This is a genomic window from Leifsonia sp. C5G2 (assembly GCF_013359685.1).
GTDB lineage: Bacteria > Actinomycetota > Actinomycetes > Actinomycetales > Microbacteriaceae > Leifsonia.
The window spans coordinates 1-22,241 of sequence record NZ_JABFMV010000023.1 but is presented as its reverse complement, the minus strand read 5'-3'; the positions used below and the strand labels follow the sequence as shown (position 1 = coordinate 22,241).

The following is a 22,241-nucleotide window of genomic DNA, read 5'->3' as shown; positions in this document are numbered from 1 at the left end:
CGCGGCGTGTCGACGAGAGAAACTCCGGAGCTCTCGGCTGGACGGGTCTCAGGGTCGGTCACAGTGCGTACTCCTCGTCGTGGGCGGCCCACGCGTCCACGATCTCGGAGAGCACGTGGAGCATGAACGTGTGGAATTCCTGGATCCTCGGGGTGGTCGTGGACGGGCTCAGCAGCGCGTAGTCGGCGAACTGCTTCGCCGGGCCGCCGTCGCCCCCGCCGAACAGCACCGTCGTCGCACCGGCCGACTTCGCCGCTTCGAGCGCTGAGACGATGTTCGCACTCCGGCCGCTCGTCGTGAAGGCCGCGACCACATCGCCGGGGCGGGCGAGGCCGAGGACCTGCCGCGAGAAGACGTCGTCATAGGAGTAGTCGTTGGCGATGCAGGTCATCGTGGTCGGGTCGGTGCTCAGCGTCACCGCGCCGAGCGGCCGGCGGTCGCGCTTGTAGTGCCCGATGATCTCGCCGGTGAAGTGCTGGGCGTCGGCCGCGCTGCCGCCGTTGCCGAAGGTGTACAGGATGCCGCGCTGCTCGAACGCGTCGCACAGCACCTTCCCGACCTCGCGCAGCGCCGGCAGCAGCTTCTCGCCCTGCTCGGCGACCTCGATGTGCGCCTGCAGCTGCTCGCGCATCCACTCAGCCACGGTTGTCTCCCTTCGGGGCGAGGCCGGCACCGGCGCCCGCAAGCTGGTCGAGGCGGTCGAACGCGACCGCACCGGCGCCGACGACGCACACGACGTCGCCGAGCTCGGCGAGCACGACGGTGGATGCGGCGGCCGCGGGCGGCATCGCGGAGGCGGCCACGCGCTCCCGCACCGGGACGACAAGGGCGTCGCCCGACCGGGTGACGCCGCCGCCGAGCACGACGAGGTCGGGCTCGAAGACGTTGACCAGGTCGGTCAGGGCGGTGGAGAGGACGTCGACCGTCTCCTCCCAGAGCTCGGTGGCGAGCGGGTCGCCCTCCGCGGCGGCGGCGACCACGTCCTCCGCACGGACGGTCGGCAGCTGCGCGAGGGCAGAGTCCTGCCCACGCTCGGCGACGGCCTCGCGGGCGCGCAGGGCGATGGAGGTGCCGGATGCGTACCCCTCGAGGCAGCCGCGGCGGCCGCAGAGGCAGGGGCGGCCGCCGGTGCGGACCATGACGTGCCCGAACTCGCCGCCGTTGCCGGCCGCGCCGCGGTGCAGCCGCCCGCCGATGACGGCGCCGCCGCCGATCCCGGTCGAGATCGTCAGGTAGACCATGGTGTCGGCGTCGCGCGCCGCGCCGTAACGGAACTCGCCGAGGGCGCCGGCGGTGGCGTCGTTCTCGAGCACCGCGGGGATTCCGAACTCGCGCTCGGCCAGCTCGACGATGGGCAGGTCGACCCAGCCCGGGAGGTGCAGCGGGCCGGTCAGCACGCCGGTCGTGGCATCCAGCGGTCCGCCGCAGGAGATGCCGACGGCCTCGACGCGGAGTCCGGACTCGGCGATCGCCCGGTGTCCCATCTCGAACAGTCTGGGAACGATTACACCCGGACCCTCTTCCCGGCGCGTGGGTTCGACGGTGAGTGCGTGGGTTCGTCCATCCTCTGTGACCACACCGACGGCGAGCTTGGTGCCGCCGATGTCGAGCGAGAGGACGGCGCGGGGGCCGTTTGCCATCATGTCCTTCCGGGGATGCACGACCGCGCCTGCGCTGGTGGATCGTGTGGGATCGTTCCCACAGATACTAGGGCGAGCGGGGCAGGCGGGTCAACACGGCAAGGCCCTTCGGGCGCGGCGCGCCTCCCCCTCGCGCAACCCCATCCCGATCACTGAGGTGCTCGTCGTTGCGCCCGTCCACGGCGTGTCGCGCGCAACTGCGAGCACCTCAGCGGAAGGAGTGGAGGGGGTTGTGGAGGGAGGGGTCGGCGGGTAATGTACAACCGTATGGTTGTAGGTGAGCTTTCGGATGCCGAGGTGGATCGCATCTTCCACGCGCTGGCGGATGCGACGCGGCGGGACATCGTCGCGCGGTCGCTGCGTGGAGAGCACTCGGTGAGCGAGCTCGCCGGGCGCTACGAGATGAGCTTCGCCGCCGTGCAGAAGCACGTGGCCGTGCTCGAGCGGGCCGGCCTCGTGCGGAAGGCCGCCCGCGGACGCGAACGCGTGGTCAGCGGCGACCCGGAGACGATCCGGCGGGCGGCGCAACTGCTCGACCGCTTCGAGGAGATCTGGCGGCACCGCGACCTCGCGATCGACGGCATCCTCACCGCAGAGACGAACGACACCGACGAAAGGACGGGCCGATGACCTTCATCGAGTCGACCAAGGACACGGACGCGCTGACGCTCACGATCGTCACCGAGTACGACGCGCCGCGCGAGCGGATCTGGCAGCTGTGGTCGGACCCGCGACAGCTCGAGCGCTGGTGGGGCCCGCCGGGGTATCCGGCGACGTTCGAGGTGTTCGAGTTCGAGCCGGGTGGACGCGCGACCTACTACATGACCCTGCCCGAGGGCGGGAAGGCGTGGGGCTGGTGGCGGATCGTCGAGATCGAGCCGACCGACCGCATCGTCGTCGACGACGGCTTCGCCGAGGAGGGCGGCGCCCCCGCGCCCGGCGAGCCCGGCCGCATGACGACGACCTTCGAGGAGCGCAACGGCCGCACCCGCATGACCATCCTCTCCCAGTTCGCCAGCACCGCCCAGATGGAAGAGCTCCTCACCATGGGCCAGGAGGAGGGCATGATCCAAGCCCTCACCCAAGTAGACGCCCTCCTCGCGCCCTGACCCACCCACCGTCGAGTACACCAAGACTGCACGCGACACGCCGGGCGACCGTGCAGTCTTCGCGGACTCGACGGTGGGGGTCAGGGGGCGTCGAGGAAGGCGAGGAGATGGGGGAGGGTGCGCGTGAGCGGGGCGGGGTCGCCGGCGGCGGCCAGGAGTTCGCCGAGGTAGTCGCCGTGCGAGCCGGGGACGATGAGGAGGCGGGCGCCGGGCAGCAGGGCGGCCAGCTCCACGAAGTGCTCCGGGCTGACGACGTCGTGGTCGGCTCCGACGACGAGGGTCGGCGCGTGGACGGACGCCAGCAGCTCGTCGGGGAAGTCCTGGAAGCCGAGCATCAGCTCCCGGTCGAGCTCGAACATCCGCCTGGCGTGCTCGGGGTCGCGGCTGACCGCGAGGTCGGCGGCCCGGTACGGCTCGGGCAGGTCGTCGAACGTCCCTGCTTCCAGGCCCTCCCAGAAGCCGTCGATCATGCCCGACCGACGCACGGGGGCCGACGCGGCGATGAGCCTGCGCACCGCCGACGGATGCCGCGCCGCGAGCTGCAGCGCGACCTGACCGCCGTTGCTGAAGCCGAGCACGTCCACCGGCCCGAGCCGCAGCTCGGCCAGGACGGCGGCGACGTCGTCCGCCGACCCCTCGAAGCTCGCCGGGCGATCGCCGGGGATCGTACGTCCGTGCCCCTGCAGCTCGACCGCGAGCACCGACCGGGTGGGCGCGACGCGCGGCAGCAGCATCCCCCAGTTGCTCTGGATGGTCGAGCCGCCGCCGTGGATGAGCAGCAGCGGCGGGCGCGGAGAGTCCGGGTCGCCGTGCCATTCGCGATGCAGCGGGATGCGGTCCACGCCCGAAGGCTAACCGAGCGTCTCCCCGCTGTCGAGGGCCGCGACGACGTCCGCCACCGCATCCCCCGCCTGCCCGTACCGCACGGCGCCCACGGTGACGTCGGCCGCGAGCCGCTGCCGCTTCTGCGGCGCCTCGCCCGCGCGCACCGAGAATCGCAGCCGCACGGTCTCCCCCGCGCCGGCGACGACGGATGCGGGTGACGGGTCGCTCCACCCCTCCGGGGTGACAAGCCGCGCCACGGCCTCGCGCGCGTCGTCGTACGGGTTCACGACGACGACCTCGTACTCCAGCGGCGCGCCGGCGGGCACGCGCTGGTAGAACGGCTCCACCAGCACGAGGTTGCCGTCGGCCGGGGGCTGCATCCCGTCATCCGGCAGCAGTCCGTCGTGGATGGCGGCCAGCTCGTCGCCCTGCTCGGTGAGCAGCTGCAGGTAGTCCTCGTCCACCTCGCGGCCCTGCCAGTGGCCGGTGATCATCAGACCGGGCGCCACCCGGCGGTACAGCGCGGCGCTCTGGATGAAGTCGTCTCGGCGGAACCGGTTGCGGTACTGGTAGTTGAGGATCTCGCGCTGCACGCCGAGCCGCCCCTCGGCTGTCTGCTGGTCGCCCGTCGCGAGGACGCGCACGCCGTCCACCTCGAACTCGAACGCGGCGGCGTAGAGGGTGTGCCCTGGCAGCTCGTGCGTGGTGATCTCGTACTCCTGCCAGCGCACGGTCTCGCCGAGGCCGAGCACGCGGTCGGCGGGGATGGGCTCGAACCACTGGCACGGCAGGTCCGTCCGCATCGGGTCGGCCATGATCGGCGCGACGTTCTCGGGGAGCCACACCTCGGTCCCCTCCACGTCGCGCAGCAGGTTGAGGCCGGCGATGTGGTCGTCGTGGTAATGCGTGCCGAGCACGACCTCCACCGAGGTGACGCCGAAGTCGCGCTTCAGCGCGGGCAGCGACGCCAGCCACGGGCGCCGCGCGGCCCGGTCGGTGCCCGCCGGCCAGCCCGTGGACATGTCGTACCCGTAGTCGATGAACAGGGCCGCGCCCGAGTCGCTGAGCAGCACGTACACGCACGAGTTGGCGGTGCGGTTGAGCAGCAGGTGGTCGGTCAGGCGCACGAAAGGACGCTCGAGCCAGTCGCGCAGGTCCCACGGGCGGGTCCGTCGCGAGTCGACGTAGCCGCTCATCCGGGTCGCCAGCTGCTCCAGTGCGTCCACCGCGTCGGGCATCGGCTCGCCGTGCGACGGGAGCAGGACGGCCGGCTCCTCCTCCTGCAGCAGCAGGCAGGAGAGCACGTTCATCGCCGGGCCCTCGTTCTCGGTGTAGGACCACTGGGTCGCCGCCAGCGACCAGACCTTGCCCGGGCCGTAGATGAGGTCGCCGGTGAAGGCGACGCGGGCGTCCCCGCGGTCGACGAGGTAGGTGACCGAGCCCATGGTGTGGCCGGGCGTCGGCACGGTCTTCACCTCGACGCCGCCGAAGCGCGCGGTCCGGTACTCCGGAACCGTGCCGGCGACGGACACCGGGTCGAGCAGCGAGAAGCGGTCCTGGCGCAGGTTGTAGTCGTTGTAGAGCGCCCGCGCCGACCACATCTCGTCCACCCGGGCGAACAGGTCCTGCTCCACCGGGGGCACGAAGATCGGGATGCCGGCGGCGACGGCCCGCGGAAGGCCCTGGCCCTGGTCGCGGTGGTGGTGCGTCATCAGCACCGCGTCGAGCGAGGTCAGCCCGAGCTCGCCGAGGTGGTCGAGCACGTCGCCCGAGCCGAAGTCGATCGCGATCGCGCCGCCCGCCTCGGGGGTCGCTCCCGAGCCGGGCATGACGACGTAGACGTTGCACGTGTCCACGAACCGGTGCACGCCCGGGGCGACCTCGGTGAACGCGCTCATACGGCGCTCGGCTCCCTCGCCGTCCGTTCGCCCCCGGCCCGCAGCGCGCGGTACTCGCGCCACAGCCCGGCGATCTCGTCGAGGTCGGCGTCGGTGACCGTCTCACGGCTGTTGTCGATGGACTCCACGTAGTAGAGCGCCGGCACGCCGAGCTGCGGCTGGATGCGGGCGTAGGCGAGCCACTCCTCCCGGTTCGGCATCGGCCACTGGTCGGTGTCGATGGCGTGGCCCGGAAGCGCCGCGGCCGCGATGTCGTGCCGGAACCGCAGCTGGTCGCCGACGGGCACCGGCTCGCCGTGCACGGAGTCCTCCAGCACGTCGTTGAGGCGCACCATGTCGGTGACGTCCGAGAACGACGGGTGGACGGTGTGGGTCACCACGAGCGCGTCCGGCTTCGCGGCCTTCGCGACCTCGTGAATGGTGCGCACGATCGCGTGCAGCGCGTTGATGCCCCAGACGTCGTCGGCGTGGGTGCGCAGGCCGACCCCGGACGGAGCGCGCTGCGTGAAGTCGACCTTGAAGCCGTCGGCGTCGAGGCCGTCGGGGGACACCATCCTGGTCACCTGCTCGGCGAGCGCCGCCAGGTACGCGGGGTTGGACGGGTCGACGGACACCGGCCGGCCGGCAGAGTCGCGCACGGTCAGCTCGGGCGGGAGCCCGGTCGGATCCCACGCCTTGAACCAGAGCAGGACGCGCTGGCCCTCGGCGTGACGCTCGTCGATCCAGCCGCGGAGGTCCGGCCACTTCTCGGTGTCGACGGTGTTGGTGCCGTAGTCGGCCTGCCAGCGGTCGTCGATGACGACGGTGCCCGGGTGGATGTCGCGCTCGGCCAGGCGGCGCAGCCAGCGGTCGTACAGGTGCTGGCGGGCGAGGTCGGGGGCGAACGCCGCGCCGGCGGGGAGGACGAAGCCGTCCGCGTTGTCGGTGGCGAGCTCCTCGCCCTCATGGCTCATCCGCACCGCCAGCGCGCACTGCGCGCCCCAGCCGCAGAAGATCGGCTCGTGCCACCAGTCGGCCTGCTCGGGCGCGGGAGCCGCCCAGCCCCGCTCGGCAAGGTCGTCGCGGTAGTCGCGGATCGCGGTGAGCGGCGCGCCCGCGGGGCGCAGCACGAACTCGGGGGACACCCATCCGCCGGCCCGCACGCGGGTGTGGCCCTCGTACGCGAGCCGCAGCAGGAAGCCGCCGTCGAGCGCGTCGTAGCGGTAGGTGGTGAAGCCGAGCTGCTCGATCGGTGCGACCACCGAGACGCCGAGCCAGTCTCCGACGGGCATGTCGGTGGGGCCGTGCGGGGCGTCGGCGGCGATGGCGGGGCGGCCGAGCGCGAAGACGAGCGGCGGCGGCGAGAAAATGCCGTGCAGGCGGCCCGGCTCGGCGTCGCCGACCACGCCGAGCTGCGCCTGCATGTTCGACAGCCGGACGACCTGGATGGGCTCGGTCGGCGTCGGCACGAACACCGACGGGAAGCGGATGCCGGAGCGGAAGGTGCCCGCCGCGCCCGACGGGAGAATCGCCTGCCCGCCGAACATGGTCAGGTCGGCGATGCGGGCGTCGTCGTCCTCGGTCGTCACCTCGACGTGCGCGCGGACCTCGCGCGCGGTGCACTGCAGCACGACGGCCTTGGTCGCCCAGGCGCTGGAGTCGCTGAGCACGGTCACCCGGACGCTGCCGTCGGCCTGCTCCTCCACGGTCACCGCGGTCGGGCCGGAGCTCTCGTCCGGGAGCCCGACCCTGTCGACGCTCGCCAGCAGCGACAGGTCGCTCCACAGCTCCCCGTGGGGGCCGGCGATCGTGGCGCGCGGGCGGGTGAGCGCGACGCCGAGCGTGTAGGCGGGGGCGACGAGCACGACCTCGGTCGCGCTGCGGGTAACGGTGATGTCCTGGGTGGTCTGCATGGTCCTCTGGCCGGGGGTCGGGAGGGGCGAGTGATGGGGACGGGGCGGGCGGGTCAGAGCGCGGCGAGCGCGGCGACGCCGTCGGCGGAGACGGTGCCGTCTGCGCCGGTGAGGTGCAGCCGGAAGGCGGGGGCGGGGGCGGGGGCGAACGACACGGCGAGTTCGGCGCGCTCGTCGCCGAGCGTCCAGTGCAGGCGGAGCGAGCCGTCCGATTCCACACCGTAGCCGAACTCGCCGCCGAACGCGGGATGGGTCGAGCGCAGCCGCACGAGCGCCAGCTGGGCGCGGGTCACGTCGGAGGCGAGCGCGGCCTCCAGCTCCTCCGGGGTGTAGACGTGCCGGTTTACGTCGCGGCCCTGGCCGGTGCGCTGGAACAGCGCGACGTCGTCGAGCCCGCCGAGCAGGCCGACGTAGTAGAGCTGCGGGCGGCCCGGCAGCCACAGCTGCACTGCCCGGGCCAGCAGGTAGCTCGTCGCGTCGGCGCCGAGGGCGGAGAAGAAGGTGGCGTTGATCTGGTGCGGGAGGCTCATCCACGCCGGGATGACGGACGCGATCGTCGAGTGGCCGTTCGTGGCCTCGGCGGCGCGCGCGAAGATGGCGGCCATCTCGTCCTGGTCGATGAGCCCCGGGCGATCGCCCGACGGACCGGCGTCGATGATGCCGATGCCGTCGTGCGTGTCCAGCACGGTGATGGCGTTCTGCGGGCGGATGCGGAGCCACTCGGCGAGGCGGTCGGAGGTCCCGGTGCCGAGGCTGTGCAGCAGGAGCGGCGCGAGGGCGAAGTCGTAGACGTCGTCGACGAGCGGCGCGATGGCGAGCTGCTGCGTGTAATGGGCGTGCACCTCCACAAGCACGCGGAGACCTTCGTCGCGGGCGAGCGCGACGATCTCGCGCACGAAGTCGAGCGTCTCCGGGGTCATGAAGCCGTCGGTGCCCGGGGTCTTCACCGCGTAGCCGACCGCGTCGAGGCGCACGGTGGTGACGCCGCCGGCGCGCAGGGTGGCGAGGATGCGGCGCAGGTAGGCGCGGGCGCGGTCGTTCGCCACGTCGAGGTCGACCTGGCTGGGCATGAACGTCGTCCACACCAGGCGGCGTCGGCCGTCGGCCATGCGGTACGCGGTGAACGGGAGGCCGGGACGCGGGCGGTAGAACGCCGTGATGTCGGACTCGGACGCGCCGTCGGGGAACACCGTGTCGAAGGTGAGGAACATCCCGTCGTGCGGCGACTGGTCGCCGTGGGCCAGCCAGTCCACGAACTCGGCGGACTCGCTGGAGACGTGGTTGACGATGAGGTCGGCGGTCACCTCGCGCTCGGCGGCGATGGCACGGACGTCGTCCCAGGTGCCGAGCCGGGGGTCGACCGCGGCGTGGTCGCTCGGGTCGAAGCCCGCATCGGCGCCGTCGAACGGCACGAAGAACGGCAGGATGTGCACGCCGGCGAAGTCGCGCAGCGGTCCGTCGAGCACCTCGCGGAGGCGCGGGAGGTCGCCGCCGAGCCGGTCGGCGTAGGCGAGCAGGTCGACGCCGGTCATGACGATGCTCCGTTCTCGGTATCGAGGGTTCCGCCGGACCCGGGGGCGGCCGGCCGGTTCGCGCTGGCGTCCGGCCTTCCCGGGTCCGACGGGGTCAGAGTCTCCGCCAGCAGGGCGACGCCGCCTGCCGGGGAGGTGAGCACGGGGATGGCGACGCCGGCCGACTCCGCGGCGGCGGCCATCGAGGCCTGGGCGAGCACGATCACGTCGGCGCCCGCATCAGCTGCGGCAGCGCGGACGGCATCGGCGATGAGCCGGTCGTGCCCCGCCTGGTCGCCGCCGGCGCGGGCCGCGGCCGCGCCCTCGACGACCGTCGCGGTCACGCTCGCGTCGACACCGCGCGCCGCCGCCTCCCGCTCGATCAGCCGCGTCGTCGGCCCCAGCGTCGCCGTGTTGGTCGCCAGCACCGCCACCCGTCCCGAAGCCGTCTGCTCCTGAGTTGTTCGACCGCCCGACGGCGTGTCGGGTCGAACAAGTCCGGAGCTGATGGCTGGGGACGGGAGGGACGCGATGGCTTGGGCGGCCATGGGGGCGTCGACCCGGAGGATGGGGATGGTCAGGGATTCGGCGGCCTGCTCGGCGGCCTCTCCGATGGAGGAGCAGGTGACGAGGACGGCGTCGGCGCCGGATTCCTGCAGGTGACGGAGGTGGGAGGCCACGCGGGACCGCACGGCGGACGTGACGCCCTCGGCGATGGCGGTCTCCAGCATCCACGCGTCCACGATGTGCTCGCGCTGGGCGCCGGGCACGGCGTCCGCGACGAGCGCGTCGAAGGTCGCGGCGAGGGCCGGGACGGTGTGCAGCAGTCCCGCGATCATCGCGCCTGCCGCCACGGCCGGGCCTCGCGGTCGACGACCTCGATCAGAGCCTCGAGACGCGGGACGGACAGCTCCCGCAGCGCGGACGGCACGTCGTCGCGCCCGACCACGTCGCTCCACAGCGCGCGGCCGGCGAGGAAGCCGCTCGCGCCGGCGCGGCAGGCCGCCTCGACCGCGGGCAGGAACGCCGGACGGTCCACGCCCTGCGACAGCACGACCCACGGGCCGGTGATGGCGGCGTTCAGCCGCTCGCTCGCCTCCCGCTGCTCGGCCGCGTCGCCGGTGCCCGACAGCGGCACCTGCACCTTGTAGAGGCTCTGGCCGGAGGGCGAGAGTTCAGCCGCCGCCTCGCGGATCGCGTCGTCGAGGTCCCAGGTGCCCGCATCCAGCTCCTCCGGCGTCGCGCGCACCACGGGCTCGAGCACGGAGAGGACGCCGCGGGCGCTGCACTCGGCGACGAACCGCTCGACGAGACGCACCCGCTGCTCGCGCTTCGCGTCGCGGCGCCAGATGATAAGCAGCTTGAGGGCGGCGACGCCGTCCAGGTCGGTCTGCGTGAGCACGACCTCGTCGAGCGCGGTCTCCTCGACCGGGCCGCCGTCCTCCTGGGTGAGGTCGTCGGCCGCGAGGATGAGGCCGGTGCCGGCGGGGAGCACGTCGCGCACCGCCTCGAACCCGTAATGCCGGTCGATCAGGAAGCCCGACGCGAGCGGCCCGAGGGCCTCCGCGACGTCGAGCTTGAAGCGGATGAGGACCTCGTCGGAGGGGCGGCCGGCCCCGGCCAGGTCGAACATGTGGCGGAGGCTCTCGCGCTGGTCCATCGCCACCATCGCGAGCGCGCCGGAGGGGCGGGCGATGGCATCGAGGTCGAGCGCGGGACGGGAGGCGGTGTCGGTCATGCGGGTTCCTTGTCGTGGAGCGTCGCCGCCTCCACGAAGGCGTCCAGCAAGACCGGATCGCCCGCGGAGGCGGCGCTGTCGGCGCTGCGCAGGGGCAGCGAGGTCATGAGGCCGGCGACGCGGTGCGCGGCCAGCAGGGCGGCACCGGTGGCGACGGGTTCTGCGGAGTCCACCCGGCGCAGCGTGCCGCGAAGGATGCGCTGCTTGAGCCGCCACCAGCCGTCGTTGGCCGCTCCCGGGCCGCCGAGCACGGCGAGCTCGTCGCGGCGCGGGCCGGCGAGGCCGGTCTGGGCTGCGTCCATCCAGGCCAGCTGGAGGGCGAGACCGGCGAGGACGGCGACGAGCGTCGCGCCGGGGTCGGAAAGGCCTGGGTCGGAGGCCGCGCCTGCCAGCCGCACGAGCCGCGGCGCGGCCGCGGGGTCGGGCTGCGGCGATTGCCGGCCCCGCAGGTACGGGAGGAGGAAGGCGCGCACCGGGCCGTCGGCCAGCGCGGCGGCGTGCTCCAAGAGGTCGTGCCGGTCGGCGCCGGGCAGCAGCGCGGCGAACGCCCACTCGACCAGCGCTCCCGCGGTCGGGTTGCCCGCCAGCAGCGTCTCGTGGCGGCCGTCGACCGTGCGGGCGAGGCTCATGCCCTGGCGCCGCGCAGCCTCCCTGTCCACCTGGGATGCCACCCGCAGCAGTGCCTCCGCCGTGCCGACCGAGTCGGCGGCGTCGCCCGGCTCGCGCACTCCGGCGGCCCAGGCGCCGACCGCGTGGTCGTGACCGGCCGCGACGACCGGGATGCCGGCGGGCAGCCCGAGCGCCGCCGCGGCCTGTGGCGTGAGCCGGCCGGCGATGTCGCCGGGCCGCGCGACGCGCGGGAAGCGGTCCGAGGCGATGCCGGCGAGCGCCAGCAGGTCGGCGTCGAACGACTCGGCGAGCGGTTCGCCGGCGGCGGGCAGGCGGTACGCCATCGTGCGGGCGGCCAGGGTGTGGTCGGTGACGGCCTCGCCGGTCAGCGCGGCGACGACCAGTGCGTCCGCGCCGCGCCAGCGGGCGTCGGCGAGCCGCGCATCCCCCTGCTCCGCCAGCCGCAGCCAGTGCGTGAGCGGAGACTTCGCCGGGGCGGGGACGCCGGTCGCCGCGTAGAGCGCGTCCGCGCCCGCGGAGGCGGCCAGCCGTTCGGCCGTCGACGTGTCGCCGTCGGCCCAGCGCAGCAGGTCGCCGAGGGGTTCGCCGCCGTGCGCCGTGAGGCATCCGGTCTCGCCCATCGAGGCGACGCCGATCGCGGCGACCGGATGCGGGCTGTCGAGCACGACGTCCCGGATCGCGTTCAGGACCACGGCTTGGAGGCCCGCTCCGGTGCCCGGTGTCGGCACCGTCAGCGTGCGCTCCTCGCGCACGGCGTCGCCGAGGACGGCCAGGACCACCTTGGTGTTGGTGGTGCCGACGTCCACGCCGAGGGCGGCGAGAGGAGCGGAGGTCACATCCCCCATTCTGTTCACTTCTGAACATTCGAGTCAAGATTTGTCCGTTTGTTGACAAGCGCGGCGAACAGCCGGTTGGATGGACGCGTGCGCTACACCGACGCCCCCGCCCGCCGCGAAGAGCTGCTCCGCCGGCTCTCCGCCGAAGGCTACGTGTCCTCCTCGCGGGTCGCGGAAGAGCTCGGCGTCTCCGAGATGACCATCCGCCGAGACCTGCGCCAACTCGAGGGCGACGGCCTCGCCCGGCGCGTCGTCGGCGGCGCCAGCCTCCCGAACCTCGGCCACGGCCGCCCCTTCGACGAGCGCGCGGTCACCGGCAGCGGCGAGAAGCGCACCATCGCCGAGGCCTGCCTCGACCTGCTCGACGGCGCGGCCACGGTCGCCCTCGACGCGGGCACCACGGTCGCTCCGCTGGCCGGGATGCTGCAGCCCGGCACGACGATCGTCAGCCACTCGGCCCCCGTCATCCAGTCCGCCATCGAGCGCGGCGACGTGGAGCTCGTCGCCGTCGGCGGCGTCTACCAGGCCGAAACGCGCAGCTTCGCCGGCGCCGCCGCCCGCCGCACGATCGCCGAGTACGCGGTCGACGTCGCCGTGCTCTCGGCGACCGCCGTCGACACGACGGGCATCCTGTGCGCGAACTCGCTCGACGCCGAGCTCAAGCAGGAACTGGCGCGCACCGCTCGCCTGCGCGTACTGCTCGTGGACCACTCCAAGCTCGGTTCGCGCGCACCCATCCGCGTGGGCGGCCTCGACCTGGTGGATGTGATCCTCACCGATGCCGGGGCCGACCCGGACGACCTGAAGGCCCTGCGCGACGCCGGTGCGACGGTCGTCGTGGCCGGCGAGCACGCGCCCGCGCCCGCCGGCACCCCCGGCGACGGGTCGACCCTCGGCGACGAGACAGGGGTCGGCGTCTCGTGATGCGCCTCGGCGCCGTCGCCGACGACGTCACGGGCGCCTGCGATCTCGCGGGCCGCGTGGCCGAGGCCGGACTCCCCGCGACCGTGCTGCTCGGCACGCCGTCCGAGGCGCCGGAGGCGTTCCCGGCGGACGGTGCCGGCTGCGCGGTCGTCGCCCTCAAGATCCGCACCGCCCCGGTCGCGGAGGCGGTGGCCGCGGCGACGGACGCCGCGCGTCTGCTGCACGCGGCGGGCGCGACGCAGCTGTACCAGAAGTACTGCTCCACCTTCGACTCGACGGCCCGGGGCAACATCGGCCCGGTGGCGGATGCACTGGCCGGCGTCGCCGCGGCCGACGGCACGGCGGTCACCGTCGGCACGCCCGCGACACCGGGGTCGGGCCGCACGCAGTATCAGGGGAACCTGTTCGTCGACGGCGTGCCGCTCGCGGAGTCGCCGATGCGCGACCATCCGCTCACCCCCATGCGCGACTCCGACCTGGTGCGACTGCTGCGCCCGCAGACCGGGCGGCCGGTCGGCCTCGTGCGGTGGCAGGACGTGCAGCGCGGCTCCGACGCGATCGCTGCGGCCGTCGGCGACGGCCACACGCTGGTGGATGCGCTCACCGAGGCCGACCTCGACGCGATCGCCCGCGCGATGCTGCAGCTGGCCGACGAGCGACCGGTCGTCGCCGGAGGCGGCGCCGGGGTCGCGACGGCGCTCGCACGCGCCGCGGCCGACACCTCCGCGGTCGCACCCGCCTCCGCTCTCCCGACCGTGCCGGTCACCGGCCGCCTCATCCTCGCCGGCAGCGCCTCCGCCGCCACGCACGGCCAGATCGGCGCCTTCCCCGGCGAGCGCCTCGTGCTCGACCCGGTGGAGCTGGCCGCCGGCCCCTCCGCCCTCGACCGCCTCCGGGATGCGCTGGCCGCGCGCACCGACCGGCTCGCGCCCATCCTGATCCACGCCTCCCCCGACGTCGCCGCCGCCCAGGGCGAGCTCGGCGCCGAGCGCGCGGCCACCCTGCTCGAAAACGCGCTCTCCGCCCTCGCCGCCTTCGCCGTGCACGAGCTCGGGGTCAGCCACCTCCTCGTCGCGGGCGGCGAGACCTCCGGCGCCGTCACGGCCGGGCTCGGCATCGACCGCCTCCGCATCGGGTCTCAGGCCGCGCCCGGCGTGCCGTGGGCCGTCGCCGACAGCGCGGGCCGCACGGTCGCCGTGCTGCTGAAGTCCGGCAACTTCGGCGGCCCCGGGCTGTTCGCCGACGCCTGGGAGGTGGCGCCGTGAGCGAGGAACGCGAGGCCGAGGCCCGGAGAGCAATCGTGCGCGCCTGCCGCCACCTCTCCGCCGCCGGCCTGTCGCCGGGCAGCTCGGGCAACGTCAGCGTGCGCGTCGGCTCGCGCATCGTCGCGACGCCGACGGGTTCCTCGCTGCGTTCCGTCGTCGAGCACGAACTGGCCGCCACCCCGGCTGACCAGGAGGGCGCGCCGCGCCCGACCAAGGAGCTGCCGCTGCACGCCGCGATGTACGCCGCGCATCCCGAGGCGACCGCCGTCGTTCACCTTCACTCGCCCTACGCCACCGCGCTCGCCTGCCTGCCGCCCGACGAGCGCGGCTTCGCCCCGCTCCCGCCGCTCACGCCCTACCGGGTCATGCGGCTCGGCGACGTCCCGCTCGTCCCCTACTCCGCGCCCGGCAGCGCGGACCTCGCCGCCGGCGTCACGGCCGCGGCCCCCGGGCATCCCGTCCTGCTGCTCGCGAATCACGGGCCGGTCGTCGCCGCCGCCACCCTGGACGCCGCGATCGACCTCGCCGAGGAGCTGGAGACGGCGGCCCAGCTCACCTTCCTGCTCCGGCAGGCGCCCTCGGTCGCGCTGGATGCGGCCGCCGTCGCCGCGCTGACACCGCCGGGGCGCTGAGCACGCACCCCCCGCCCCGCCGCACCACCCTCCCCCTCTCGAACCGCTCGACCCCCAGGAGCACCTCGTGTCCAGCGTCCGCGCTGCCCGTCCGTCCACCTCCGGTCCCGGCGACCGCCCCTCCGGCAAGCACCTCTCCTCCGTCCCGCGCTTCCTGCTCTGGCAGGCGGCGCGGCAGCCGGCCACGCTGACCGGCGGCGTCGTCTTCGGCGTGATCTGGATGCTGTGCCAGGCCGTCTGGCCGTACCTGCTCGGCCGCGCGGTCGACGAGGGGGTGTCCGGCGACTCGGCCCGGCTGTGGGTGTGGTGCGGCGCACTGCTGGGGGTGGCCGCCGTCCAGGCCGTCACGGGGATGCTGCGCCACCGCATGGCCGTCTCCAACTGGCTGCGGTCGTCGCTCGGCGTGGCGCGGCTGATCGGGTACCACTCGGCCGAGACCGGGCCGGCGATCACCGCGACCACCTCCTCCGGCGAGATCGTCGCGACCGTGAGCACCGACTCCCTGCGCCTCGGCGCGATGTACGAGGTGTCCGCACGGCTCTGCGGCGGTGTCGTCGCCTTCGTCGTCGTGTCGATCATCATGCTCAACGCCTCCCTGCCCCTCGGGCTCGCGGTCGTGATCGGCGTTCCGGCGGTCGCCGCGCTACTGGCCCTCCTCCTGCGCCCGCTGCGCAGCCGCCAGGCCGTCTGGCGGGAGGAGTCGGGCGGCCTGACCACACTCGGCGCCGACACGGTGGTCGGGCTGCGCGTGCTGCGCGGCATCGGCGGCGAGCAGGAGTTCGTGGAGCGCTACGCCCGGCAGTCGCAGCGCGTCCGCGCGGCCGGCGTCGGGGTCGCCCGGACGCAGAGCTGGCTGGACGGCCTGCAGGTGCTGCTGCCCGGCGCGTTCCTGGTCTTCATCGTCTGGTTCGGCGCGCACCTCGCCATCGACGGGAGCATCACGCCCGGCCAGCTGACCGCGTTCTACGGCTACGCGACCTTCCTGGTGCTGCCGCTGCGCACGGCGGTGGAGGCGGCGCAGACGTTCACCGCGGGCGTCGTGTCGGCGCGGCGCGTGCTCTCGGTGCTGCGCACCCGGCCCGCCGCACGCGACACGGACGAGGTCGCGGAGGCGCCCGCGTGGGGCTCGGCGATCGAAGACCTCGCGTCCGGCGTCGTCATCCAGCCCGGGCGCTTCACCGCCATCGTGGACGCCGACCCCGACGAGGCGGCCGGGATCGCGACGCGTCTCGGCCGGTTCGACGACGCCGTGCACCGCGAGGCGCCCGTGCTGTGGGGCGGTGTGGACCACACCCGCGTCCCGGTGAGGGAGGTGCGCGAGCGCATCGTCGTCAACGACGCCAACCCGCACCTCTTCGGCGGGAGGCTGCTCGACGGGCTCGACACGCTCCCGGTCCGCGACGACGAAGCCGGCCGATGGAGAGAGGGCGACACCTCCACCGGCCGCCTCCGCCGCGTGTCCGCCGCGCTCGACACCGCCGCCGCGACCGAGACGGTCGACGCGCTGCCCGAGGGCGTGCACGAGAGCGTCGCCGAGCGGGGCCGCACGTTCTCGGGCGGCCAGCGGCAGCGGCTCAGCCTGGCCCGGGCGCTGCTCACCGACGCCGAGGTGCTCGTGCTGATCGAGCCGACGAGCGCGGTCGACGCGCACACAGAGTCGCAGATCGCCGAGCGGCTGCGCCAGGCGCGCGACGGCCGCACCACCGTCGTCGTCACGGCCAGCCCGCTGCTGCTCGACCGGATGGACACCGTCGCCGTGGTGCGGAAGGGCCGCGTCGTCGGCACCGGCACCCACCAGTCGCTGCTGCGCCAGGAGGACGACCTCGGCGACCTCTACCGAGCCATCGTGTCGCGCACCATCAGCGCCGCCGAACCCGCCGACGGCGAGGACCTCGATGCGGCGTGGACCGGCTCCATCGACGCGCTGTGGACGGCCACCCACCCGGTGACCGCGCAACGGCCCGGCAAGACGAAACCGAAGAAGAAGTCGAAGCGGAACAGGAAGGGGAACGGCGATGCTGCTTCCGATCGCTAGCACCGCGACCGTCCGGGCCACCGGCGTCCGGCTCATCCGCCAGCACCGCGGGGCGCTCTCCGTCGTGCTCGTGCTGCACACCCTCGCGGCGGTGGCCGGCCTCGCCGGGCCCGCGCTCATCGGCGTGATCATCGACGGGGTCACCGGCCACACGCTGGTCGCGAGCGGCATCGACACCATCGCGCTCATCCTGCTCGGCGCCATCGTGTGCCAGGCGGTGCTCATCCGGTTCGCCCAGCGGCAGTCGATGGTGCTCGGCGAGGGCGTCTTCGCGCAGCTGCGCGAGGAGTTCCTCGCCACGGTCGCGCGCCTGCCGCTCTCCACCGTGGAGGCCGCGGGGACGGGCGACCTGCTCGCCCGCACCACCAACGACATCCAGTCGGTCGCGCAGACCGTGCGGTTCGGCGTGCCGCGCATCCTGGTCGCCGGCGTCACCGCCGTGCTGACCGTGGTCGCCGCGTTCCTGGTGAACCCGGCGGTCGCCGTCGCGATGTTCGCCGGGGTGCCCATCCTGGTGATCGCCGCCCGGTGGTACCTCAAGCGTTCGGGCCCGGGATACCAGCGCCAGCTGGCCTCGTACGCGACCCTCGGCGGCACCATCAGCGAGACGGTGGACGGGGTGCGCACCATCGAGGCGCTCAGCCTGGCACCGGCGCAGCGAGCGAAGATCGACGCCGCGCTGCGGGAGCGCCGCGACTCCGAGTGGTACACGCTGTGGCTGCGATCGTGGTTCTTCCCCAGCACCGACATCGCGTTCCTGCTCCCGGTGATCGTGGTGATCGCCTGGGGCGCGTTCCTCGTCGGCGCGGGAGCGGCCTCCATCGGCGCCGTCACGGCGGTCGCCCTGTACGCCATGCAGCTGGTGTCGCCCGTCGATGAGCTGATCAGCTGGCTGGACGAGATCCAGGTCGGCACCACGGCCCTCTCGCGCATCATCGGCGTCGCCGACGTGCCGGAGGACCGCCACGCGACCGGCGAGCAGCCCGCCGACGAGCACGTGATCGCCGAGGACGTGCGGTTCTCGTACCGCGAGGGCGCCGAGGTGCTGCACGGCGTCACGCTCGACCTCGCCGTCGGCGAGCGGCTCGCGATCGTCGGGCCGTCCGGCTCCGGCAAGTCGACCCTCGGCCGGCTCATGGCCGGCATCACCGAGCCGAGCGGCGGACGCATCGCCGTCGGCGGCGTGCGGCTGGTCGACCTGCCGCTCGACGAGCTGCGCAGCCACGTCGCCCTCGTCACGCAGGAGCACCACGTCTTCGTCGGCACCATCGCCGAGAACCTGTCGCTGGCCAAGCCCGGCGCGGGCCGCGACGAACTGGCGCGGGCCCTCCGGGTGGTGGATGCGCTGCGCTGGGTCGCCGCCATGCCGCTCGGCCTCGACACGGTCGTCGGCTCCGGAGGAGTCGTGCTCACCCCGGCGCAGGCGCAGCAGCTCGCGCTCGCCCGGCTGGTGCTGCTCGACCCGCACACGCTGATCCTGGACGAGGCCACCTCGCTGCTCGACCCGACGGCCGCGCGCGACCTGGAGCGGGCGATGAACCGCGTCCTGGAGGGGCGCACGGTGGTCGCGATCGCGCACCGCCTGCACACCGCGCACGACGCCGACCGCATCGCCGTGGTGCGCGACGGGCACGTGGAGGAGCTCGGCAGCCACGACGAGCTGGTGGCGGCGGGCGGAGCCTACGCCGAGCTGTGGGCGTCGTGGCATGGGGGCGGCCGATGACCGCGACGGCGCCGCTGGCGTGGCGCGGCGTGGTCGAGGGCTTCTACGGCGAGCCCTGGTCGCACGCCGACCGCCTGGCGTGGTTCGACCGGGCCGGCGGCCTCGGGCTCGACCACTACGTCTACGCGCCGAAGGACGACCCCTGGCACCGGGAGGAGTGGCGCGAACCGTATCCCGCCGACCGGCTGGCGTCGCTCGCGTCGCTCGCCACCGCGGCGGAGCAGCGCGGCGTGCGGTTCGTCTACGCGATCTCGCCCGGGCTGTCGATGCGCTACGACGACCCGGAGGAGCACCGCACGCTCGCGGCGAAGTGCCGCCAGCTGCTGGAGGCGGGCATCCACTCGTTCGCGCTGCTGTTCGACGACGTCCCGATGGACGAGCCGGAGGCGCTCGGCCGCGCCCACGGCGAGACGGCGGCGAGGTTCGAGCGCGGGTTCCTCCGGCCCGCCGGCATCGACGAGCCGGTGCTGCTGTGCCCGACCGACTACGCCGGCGTCGCCACGACGCCGTACCGCACCGGGCTCGCCGAGGCGCTGCCCGCGGACGCGCGGCTGTTCTGGACCGGAGCGGACATCGTGGTCGGCGAGGTCACGGCGGAGGACATCCGCCTTGCCGTCGAGAGCTACGGCCGCGAGCTGGTGCTGTGGGACAACTTCCCGGTCAACGACTTCGACCGCTCGCGCGTCTTCCTCGGCCCGCTGACCGGCCGCGCGACGGCCCCGGGCCTCATCGGCATCGCCGCGAACCCCATGGTGGAGGCGGCGGCGTCGCGGTTCGCGCTGCACACGGTGGCCGAGTGGGCCGCCGACCCGGAGGCGTACGAGCCTGCGGCTGCGGCCGGGCGCGCCTATGCGGCGGTCGCCGGCCCAGGCGAGGGCCTGCGCACTCTCGTGGACGCGTGCAGCGCCTGGCCTCCCGGAGCACCGCGCTGGCCGCTGCTCGACGAGCTGGTGTCGCACGAGCGGTGGGATGCGGTCGAGGCACTGCTGGGGCGCCTCGCCGACACGCACGCGGAGCCCGGGACGGCTCCCGACCTGGCGGCCCAGCTCGCGCCGTGGATCGCCGCCGCGCGTGCCGCAGGCGCCGCCGGGGTGCTCGCCTGCCGGGTGCTCGCCGCGGATACGGTCGACACGGGCGTCCCCGACGCGGATGCGCTCCTCGCCGCGCGCCGCGCGCTCGAAGCCGAGTACGCGGACGTCGCCCGCGGCGCCGTGCTGTCGCTGCTCGACGCCGCCGTCGAACGGCTGGGCGTCACCCCGCAGCGCGGCCACGGCGACGGCGCGCTCATCGCCGTGCTCACCGGCGCCAACCCGGCGCCAGGAGACCGCGAGCTGGTCGAGTTCCTCGGCGCCTCCGGCTTCCGCGCGCACCTCGGCGACGACCCCGCGGCCGACCTCCTGATCGTCACGCGTGCCGCGCCGGAGGAGCTCGCCGCGTCCGCCGCCGGACGACCGGTGCCGCTGCTGGCCTGGGGGCACCTGGTGCCGCTCGGGATGGCGTCGGCGTCCACCGTCCCGCTGTCGCTCGACCGCATCCACATCGCCGACGCCGGCCACCCCGCCGCGGACGGCCTCGACGGCGAGGTGGTCGTCTACCGCGGCCGGTCGAAGCTGACGGTCGGCGACCCACCCGACGCGGCGGCCGTGGTCGCGCGCGACCCGGAGTCGGGCCGCGCCGTCATCGGCATCACCCCGGCAGGCGCGACCCTCGCCGACGGGAGCACTGCACCCGCCACACGGGCCACGTTCTTCCTCGCCGCCGACGGCTTCGCCCCGTGGCTCGTGACGCCCGACGCCCGCACCCTCCTCCTGGCCACCATCCGCGACCTCCTCTCCGGCCCCTGACCCGCCGAGTCGCGCGCGTCGCGGCGGCTGTTCCGCCGGAATCGCGACCACACGGTGCGACTCGACCGGTCGGCCTCCGGCGGGAAGCGGCCTAGAGTGAAGCTGTAATGGCAGAGCTTCCTCCCGCATCCCTGTCCGACCAGCCCGAGCCCGTCGTCGTCACCAGCGACCGTGGCAGCGGCGTGCGCCGGCTCACCCGCGACGACGTCGTCAAGCGCAAGGGGCTGTGGACGCTGATCTCCGGCCCCTTCACGCCCCGCGAGTCCATGATCGAAGACCTCCTCGCGGTCCGTGACGCCCTCGACGAGGCCGGCATCGAGTACCTCCTGGTGCGCGACGACGACGACCGCCTGATCGTGGCGCTCGACCGCCGCAGGCGCAAGGAGGTCGCCGCGGCGCTCGCGCGGGCCTTCGCCGACGAGCCGTTCTACGCGCGCAGCATCGACCCCGAAGGGGATGCCCACGGCGACGACCTGCTCATCGCCGACGGCCGGCTCTCGCGCCGCAAGGCCGACATCCTGCGCGTCTACCGGCCGAGGCTCGAACCGATCGGCCGGCTGCGCTACGGCGCCGACACGGCGTTCCAGCTGGAGTTCTGGAAGTTCGGCGACGACGAGATCACCGCGCCGCGCGAGAACGCGCTGATGCGGCCGCGCCTCCCCCGCGGCGAGGCCGTCGAGGCCGAGGTGGAGCTCTACGGACGGCGCTGGCGCACCCTGCAGCACATGTTCGACCCGCTCTCCAGCGACATCCGGTTCGACATCGACATCGTGTTCTCGTGGGTCGACGGCTCCAGCGCCGAGTACCAGCGGCAGCGTGCCGCGCGGATGGCGTCGTACGTCGTCGGCGAGGGCGACGACAACGAGGCCAGGTACCGGCAGATCGACGAGCTCAAGTACGCGCTGCGCAGCGTCCACATGTTCGCGCCGTGGATCCGCAACATCTACATCGCGACCGACTCCCCGGTGCCGCCGTGGCTGGACCCGGAGCATCCGCGCATCCACATCATGCGCAGCGAGGACTTCTTCTCCGACCCGTCGACGCTGCCCACCCACAACTCGCACGCCGTCGAGAGCCAGCTGCACCACATCCCGGGGCTCTCCGAGCACTTCCTGTACTCGAACGACGACATGTTCATCGGCCGGCCGCTCTCGCCCGACGTGTTCTTCTCGCCGGGCGGAGTGACCAAGTTCGTCGAGGCGGGCACGCGCATCGGCCTCGGCGAGACCGACCCGGCCAGGAGTGGCTTCGAGAACGCCGCGCGCGTCAACCGCCGGCTGCTCTGGGAGCGGTTCGGCGCGGTCACCACGCGCCACCTGGAGCACTGCGCGGCCCCGCTGCGCATCGGCGTGCTGCGGGAGATGGAGGCGGAGTTCGCCGACGAGTTCCGGCGCACGGCGTCCAGCCCGTTCCGCTCGGCGACCGACATCTCGGTGACCAACTCGCTGTACCACTACTACGCGCTGATGACCGGGCGCGCGGTCACCCAGACACAGGCGAAGGTGCTCTACGTCGAGACGACGCTTCGGCAGGCGCCCGACATGATGCGGCGGCTGCTGAAGAAGCGCGACCAGGACATGTTCTGCCTCAACGACGGCTCCAAGCCCGAGATCGACCCCGCCGAGCGCACCCGGATCGTCACCGACTTCCTCGAGCGCTACTTCCCCTTCCCCGCCCCCTGGGAGCGCCCCGCCTCCTGACCCCCCCCCTCCGCCCCAGCCCACCGCACCAGTGTTTTT

At 73.9% G+C, this 22,241-nt stretch carries 18 protein-coding genes; 9 read left to right on the top strand and 9 right to left on the bottom strand.

The window, feature by feature from the left end; genetic code table 11:
• Positions 1-58: 58 nt before the first annotated feature.
• Together HNO83_RS19385 and HNO83_RS19380 are read right to left on the bottom strand one after the other, a co-directional pair.
• A complete protein-coding gene (locus HNO83_RS19385) occupies positions 59-643 on the bottom strand; it encodes a D-sedoheptulose-7-phosphate isomerase (protein WP_175339173.1) in 585 nt (194 codons plus the stop codon).
• Entirely contained in the window at positions 636-1,640 is a 1,005-nt protein-coding gene (locus tag HNO83_RS19380) for an ROK family protein (RefSeq protein WP_249776876.1), read from the bottom strand. The genes HNO83_RS19385 and HNO83_RS19380 overlap by 8 nt, the downstream gene beginning before the upstream one ends.
• 267 nt (positions 1,641-1,907) lie before the next feature.
• On the opposite strand from HNO83_RS19380, the gene HNO83_RS19375 reads away from it, so the two are divergent.
• Both HNO83_RS19375 and HNO83_RS19370 read left to right on the top strand, forming a co-directional pair.
• Positions 1,908-2,270, top strand: coding sequence for an ArsR/SmtB family transcription factor (locus tag HNO83_RS19375; protein ID WP_175339172.1), 363 nt, complete (start codon positions 1,908-1,910; stop codon positions 2,268-2,270).
• Complete coding sequence (locus HNO83_RS19370; protein WP_175339171.1) at positions 2,267-2,749, top strand: SRPBCC family protein; 483 nt, start codon at positions 2,267-2,269, stop codon at positions 2,747-2,749. The genes HNO83_RS19375 and HNO83_RS19370 overlap by 4 nt, the downstream gene beginning before the upstream one ends.
• 80 nt (positions 2,750-2,829) lie before the next feature.
• On the opposite strand, the gene HNO83_RS19365 is transcribed toward HNO83_RS19370, so the two are convergent.
• The 7 genes from HNO83_RS19365 to HNO83_RS19335 are packed head-to-tail and all read right to left on the bottom strand — an operon-like array spanning position 2,830 to position 12,088.
• The gene (locus HNO83_RS19365) at positions 2,830-3,591 is read right to left on the bottom strand and encodes an alpha/beta fold hydrolase (protein WP_175339170.1); all 762 of its coding nucleotides are present in this window, start codon (positions 3,589-3,591) and stop codon (positions 2,830-2,832) included.
• A gap of 9 nt (positions 3,592-3,600) precedes the next feature.
• A complete protein-coding gene (locus HNO83_RS19360) occupies positions 3,601-5,472 on the bottom strand; it encodes an MBL fold metallo-hydrolase (protein ID WP_175339169.1) in 1,872 nt (623 codons plus the stop codon).
• Positions 5,469-7,364 carry an alpha-amylase family protein gene (locus tag HNO83_RS19355; protein ID WP_175339168.1) on the bottom strand — a complete coding sequence of 632 codons (1,896 nt, stop codon included), beginning with the start codon at positions 7,362-7,364 and terminating at the stop codon, positions 5,469-5,471. Before HNO83_RS19355 ends, HNO83_RS19360 begins: the two co-directional genes overlap by 4 nt.
• 53 nt (positions 7,365-7,417) lie before the next feature.
• On the bottom strand, positions 7,418-8,896 hold the full coding sequence (gene gtfA, locus HNO83_RS19350) for a sucrose phosphorylase (protein WP_175339167.1): 1,479 nt from the start codon (positions 8,894-8,896) through the stop codon (positions 7,418-7,420).
• Positions 8,893-9,729 carry a hypothetical protein gene (locus HNO83_RS19345; protein ID WP_175339166.1) on the bottom strand — a complete coding sequence of 279 codons (837 nt, stop codon included), beginning with the start codon at positions 9,727-9,729 and terminating at the stop codon, positions 8,893-8,895. Before HNO83_RS19345 ends, gtfA begins: the two co-directional genes overlap by 4 nt.
• Entirely contained in the window at positions 9,711-10,613 is a 903-nt protein-coding gene (locus tag HNO83_RS19340) for a hypothetical protein (protein WP_175339165.1), read from the bottom strand. The genes HNO83_RS19345 and HNO83_RS19340 overlap by 19 nt, the downstream gene beginning before the upstream one ends.
• The gene (locus HNO83_RS19335; protein WP_175339164.1) at positions 10,610-12,088 is read right to left on the bottom strand and encodes an FGGY-family carbohydrate kinase; all 1,479 of its coding nucleotides are present in this window, start codon (positions 12,086-12,088) and stop codon (positions 10,610-10,612) included. The genes HNO83_RS19340 and HNO83_RS19335 overlap by 4 nt, the downstream gene beginning before the upstream one ends.
• A gap of 78 nt (positions 12,089-12,166) precedes the next feature.
• Between HNO83_RS19335 and HNO83_RS19330 the strand changes: the two genes are divergently transcribed.
• The 7 genes from HNO83_RS19330 to HNO83_RS19300 all read left to right on the top strand — a co-directional run bounded on the left by HNO83_RS19330 (position 12,167) and on the right by HNO83_RS19300 (position 22,202).
• The gene (locus HNO83_RS19330) at positions 12,167-13,003 is read left to right on the top strand and encodes a DeoR/GlpR family DNA-binding transcription regulator (protein WP_349627321.1); all 837 of its coding nucleotides are present in this window, start codon (positions 12,167-12,169) and stop codon (positions 13,001-13,003) included.
• Positions 13,003-14,268 carry a 3-oxo-tetronate kinase gene (gene otnK, locus HNO83_RS19325; protein WP_175339180.1) on the top strand — a complete coding sequence of 422 codons (1,266 nt, stop codon included), beginning with the start codon at positions 13,003-13,005 and terminating at the stop codon, positions 14,266-14,268. Before HNO83_RS19330 ends, otnK begins: the two co-directional genes overlap by 1 nt.
• Positions 14,265-14,900 carry a class II aldolase/adducin family protein gene (locus HNO83_RS19320; RefSeq protein ID WP_349627320.1) on the top strand — a complete coding sequence of 212 codons (636 nt, stop codon included), beginning with the start codon at positions 14,265-14,267 and terminating at the stop codon, positions 14,898-14,900. Before otnK ends, HNO83_RS19320 begins: the two co-directional genes overlap by 4 nt.
• Before the next feature lie 67 nt (positions 14,901-14,967).
• Positions 14,968-16,935 (top strand): ABC transporter ATP-binding protein, encoded by a 1,968-nt coding sequence (locus HNO83_RS19315; RefSeq protein ID WP_349627319.1) that lies wholly within the window; start codon positions 14,968-14,970, stop codon positions 16,933-16,935.
• Positions 16,916-18,658 carry an ABC transporter ATP-binding protein gene (locus tag HNO83_RS19310; RefSeq protein ID WP_175339163.1) on the top strand — a complete coding sequence of 581 codons (1,743 nt, stop codon included), beginning with the start codon at positions 16,916-16,918 and terminating at the stop codon, positions 18,656-18,658. The genes HNO83_RS19315 and HNO83_RS19310 overlap by 20 nt, the downstream gene beginning before the upstream one ends.
• On the top strand, positions 18,655-20,502 hold the full coding sequence (locus tag HNO83_RS19305; protein WP_175339162.1) for a beta-N-acetylglucosaminidase domain-containing protein: 1,848 nt from the start codon (positions 18,655-18,657) through the stop codon (positions 20,500-20,502). The genes HNO83_RS19310 and HNO83_RS19305 overlap by 4 nt, the downstream gene beginning before the upstream one ends.
• Positions 20,503-20,609: 107 nt before the next feature.
• On the top strand, positions 20,610-22,202 hold the full coding sequence (locus HNO83_RS19300) for a stealth family protein (protein ID WP_175339161.1): 1,593 nt from the start codon (positions 20,610-20,612) through the stop codon (positions 22,200-22,202).
• Positions 22,203-22,241: the final 39 nt, after the last annotated feature.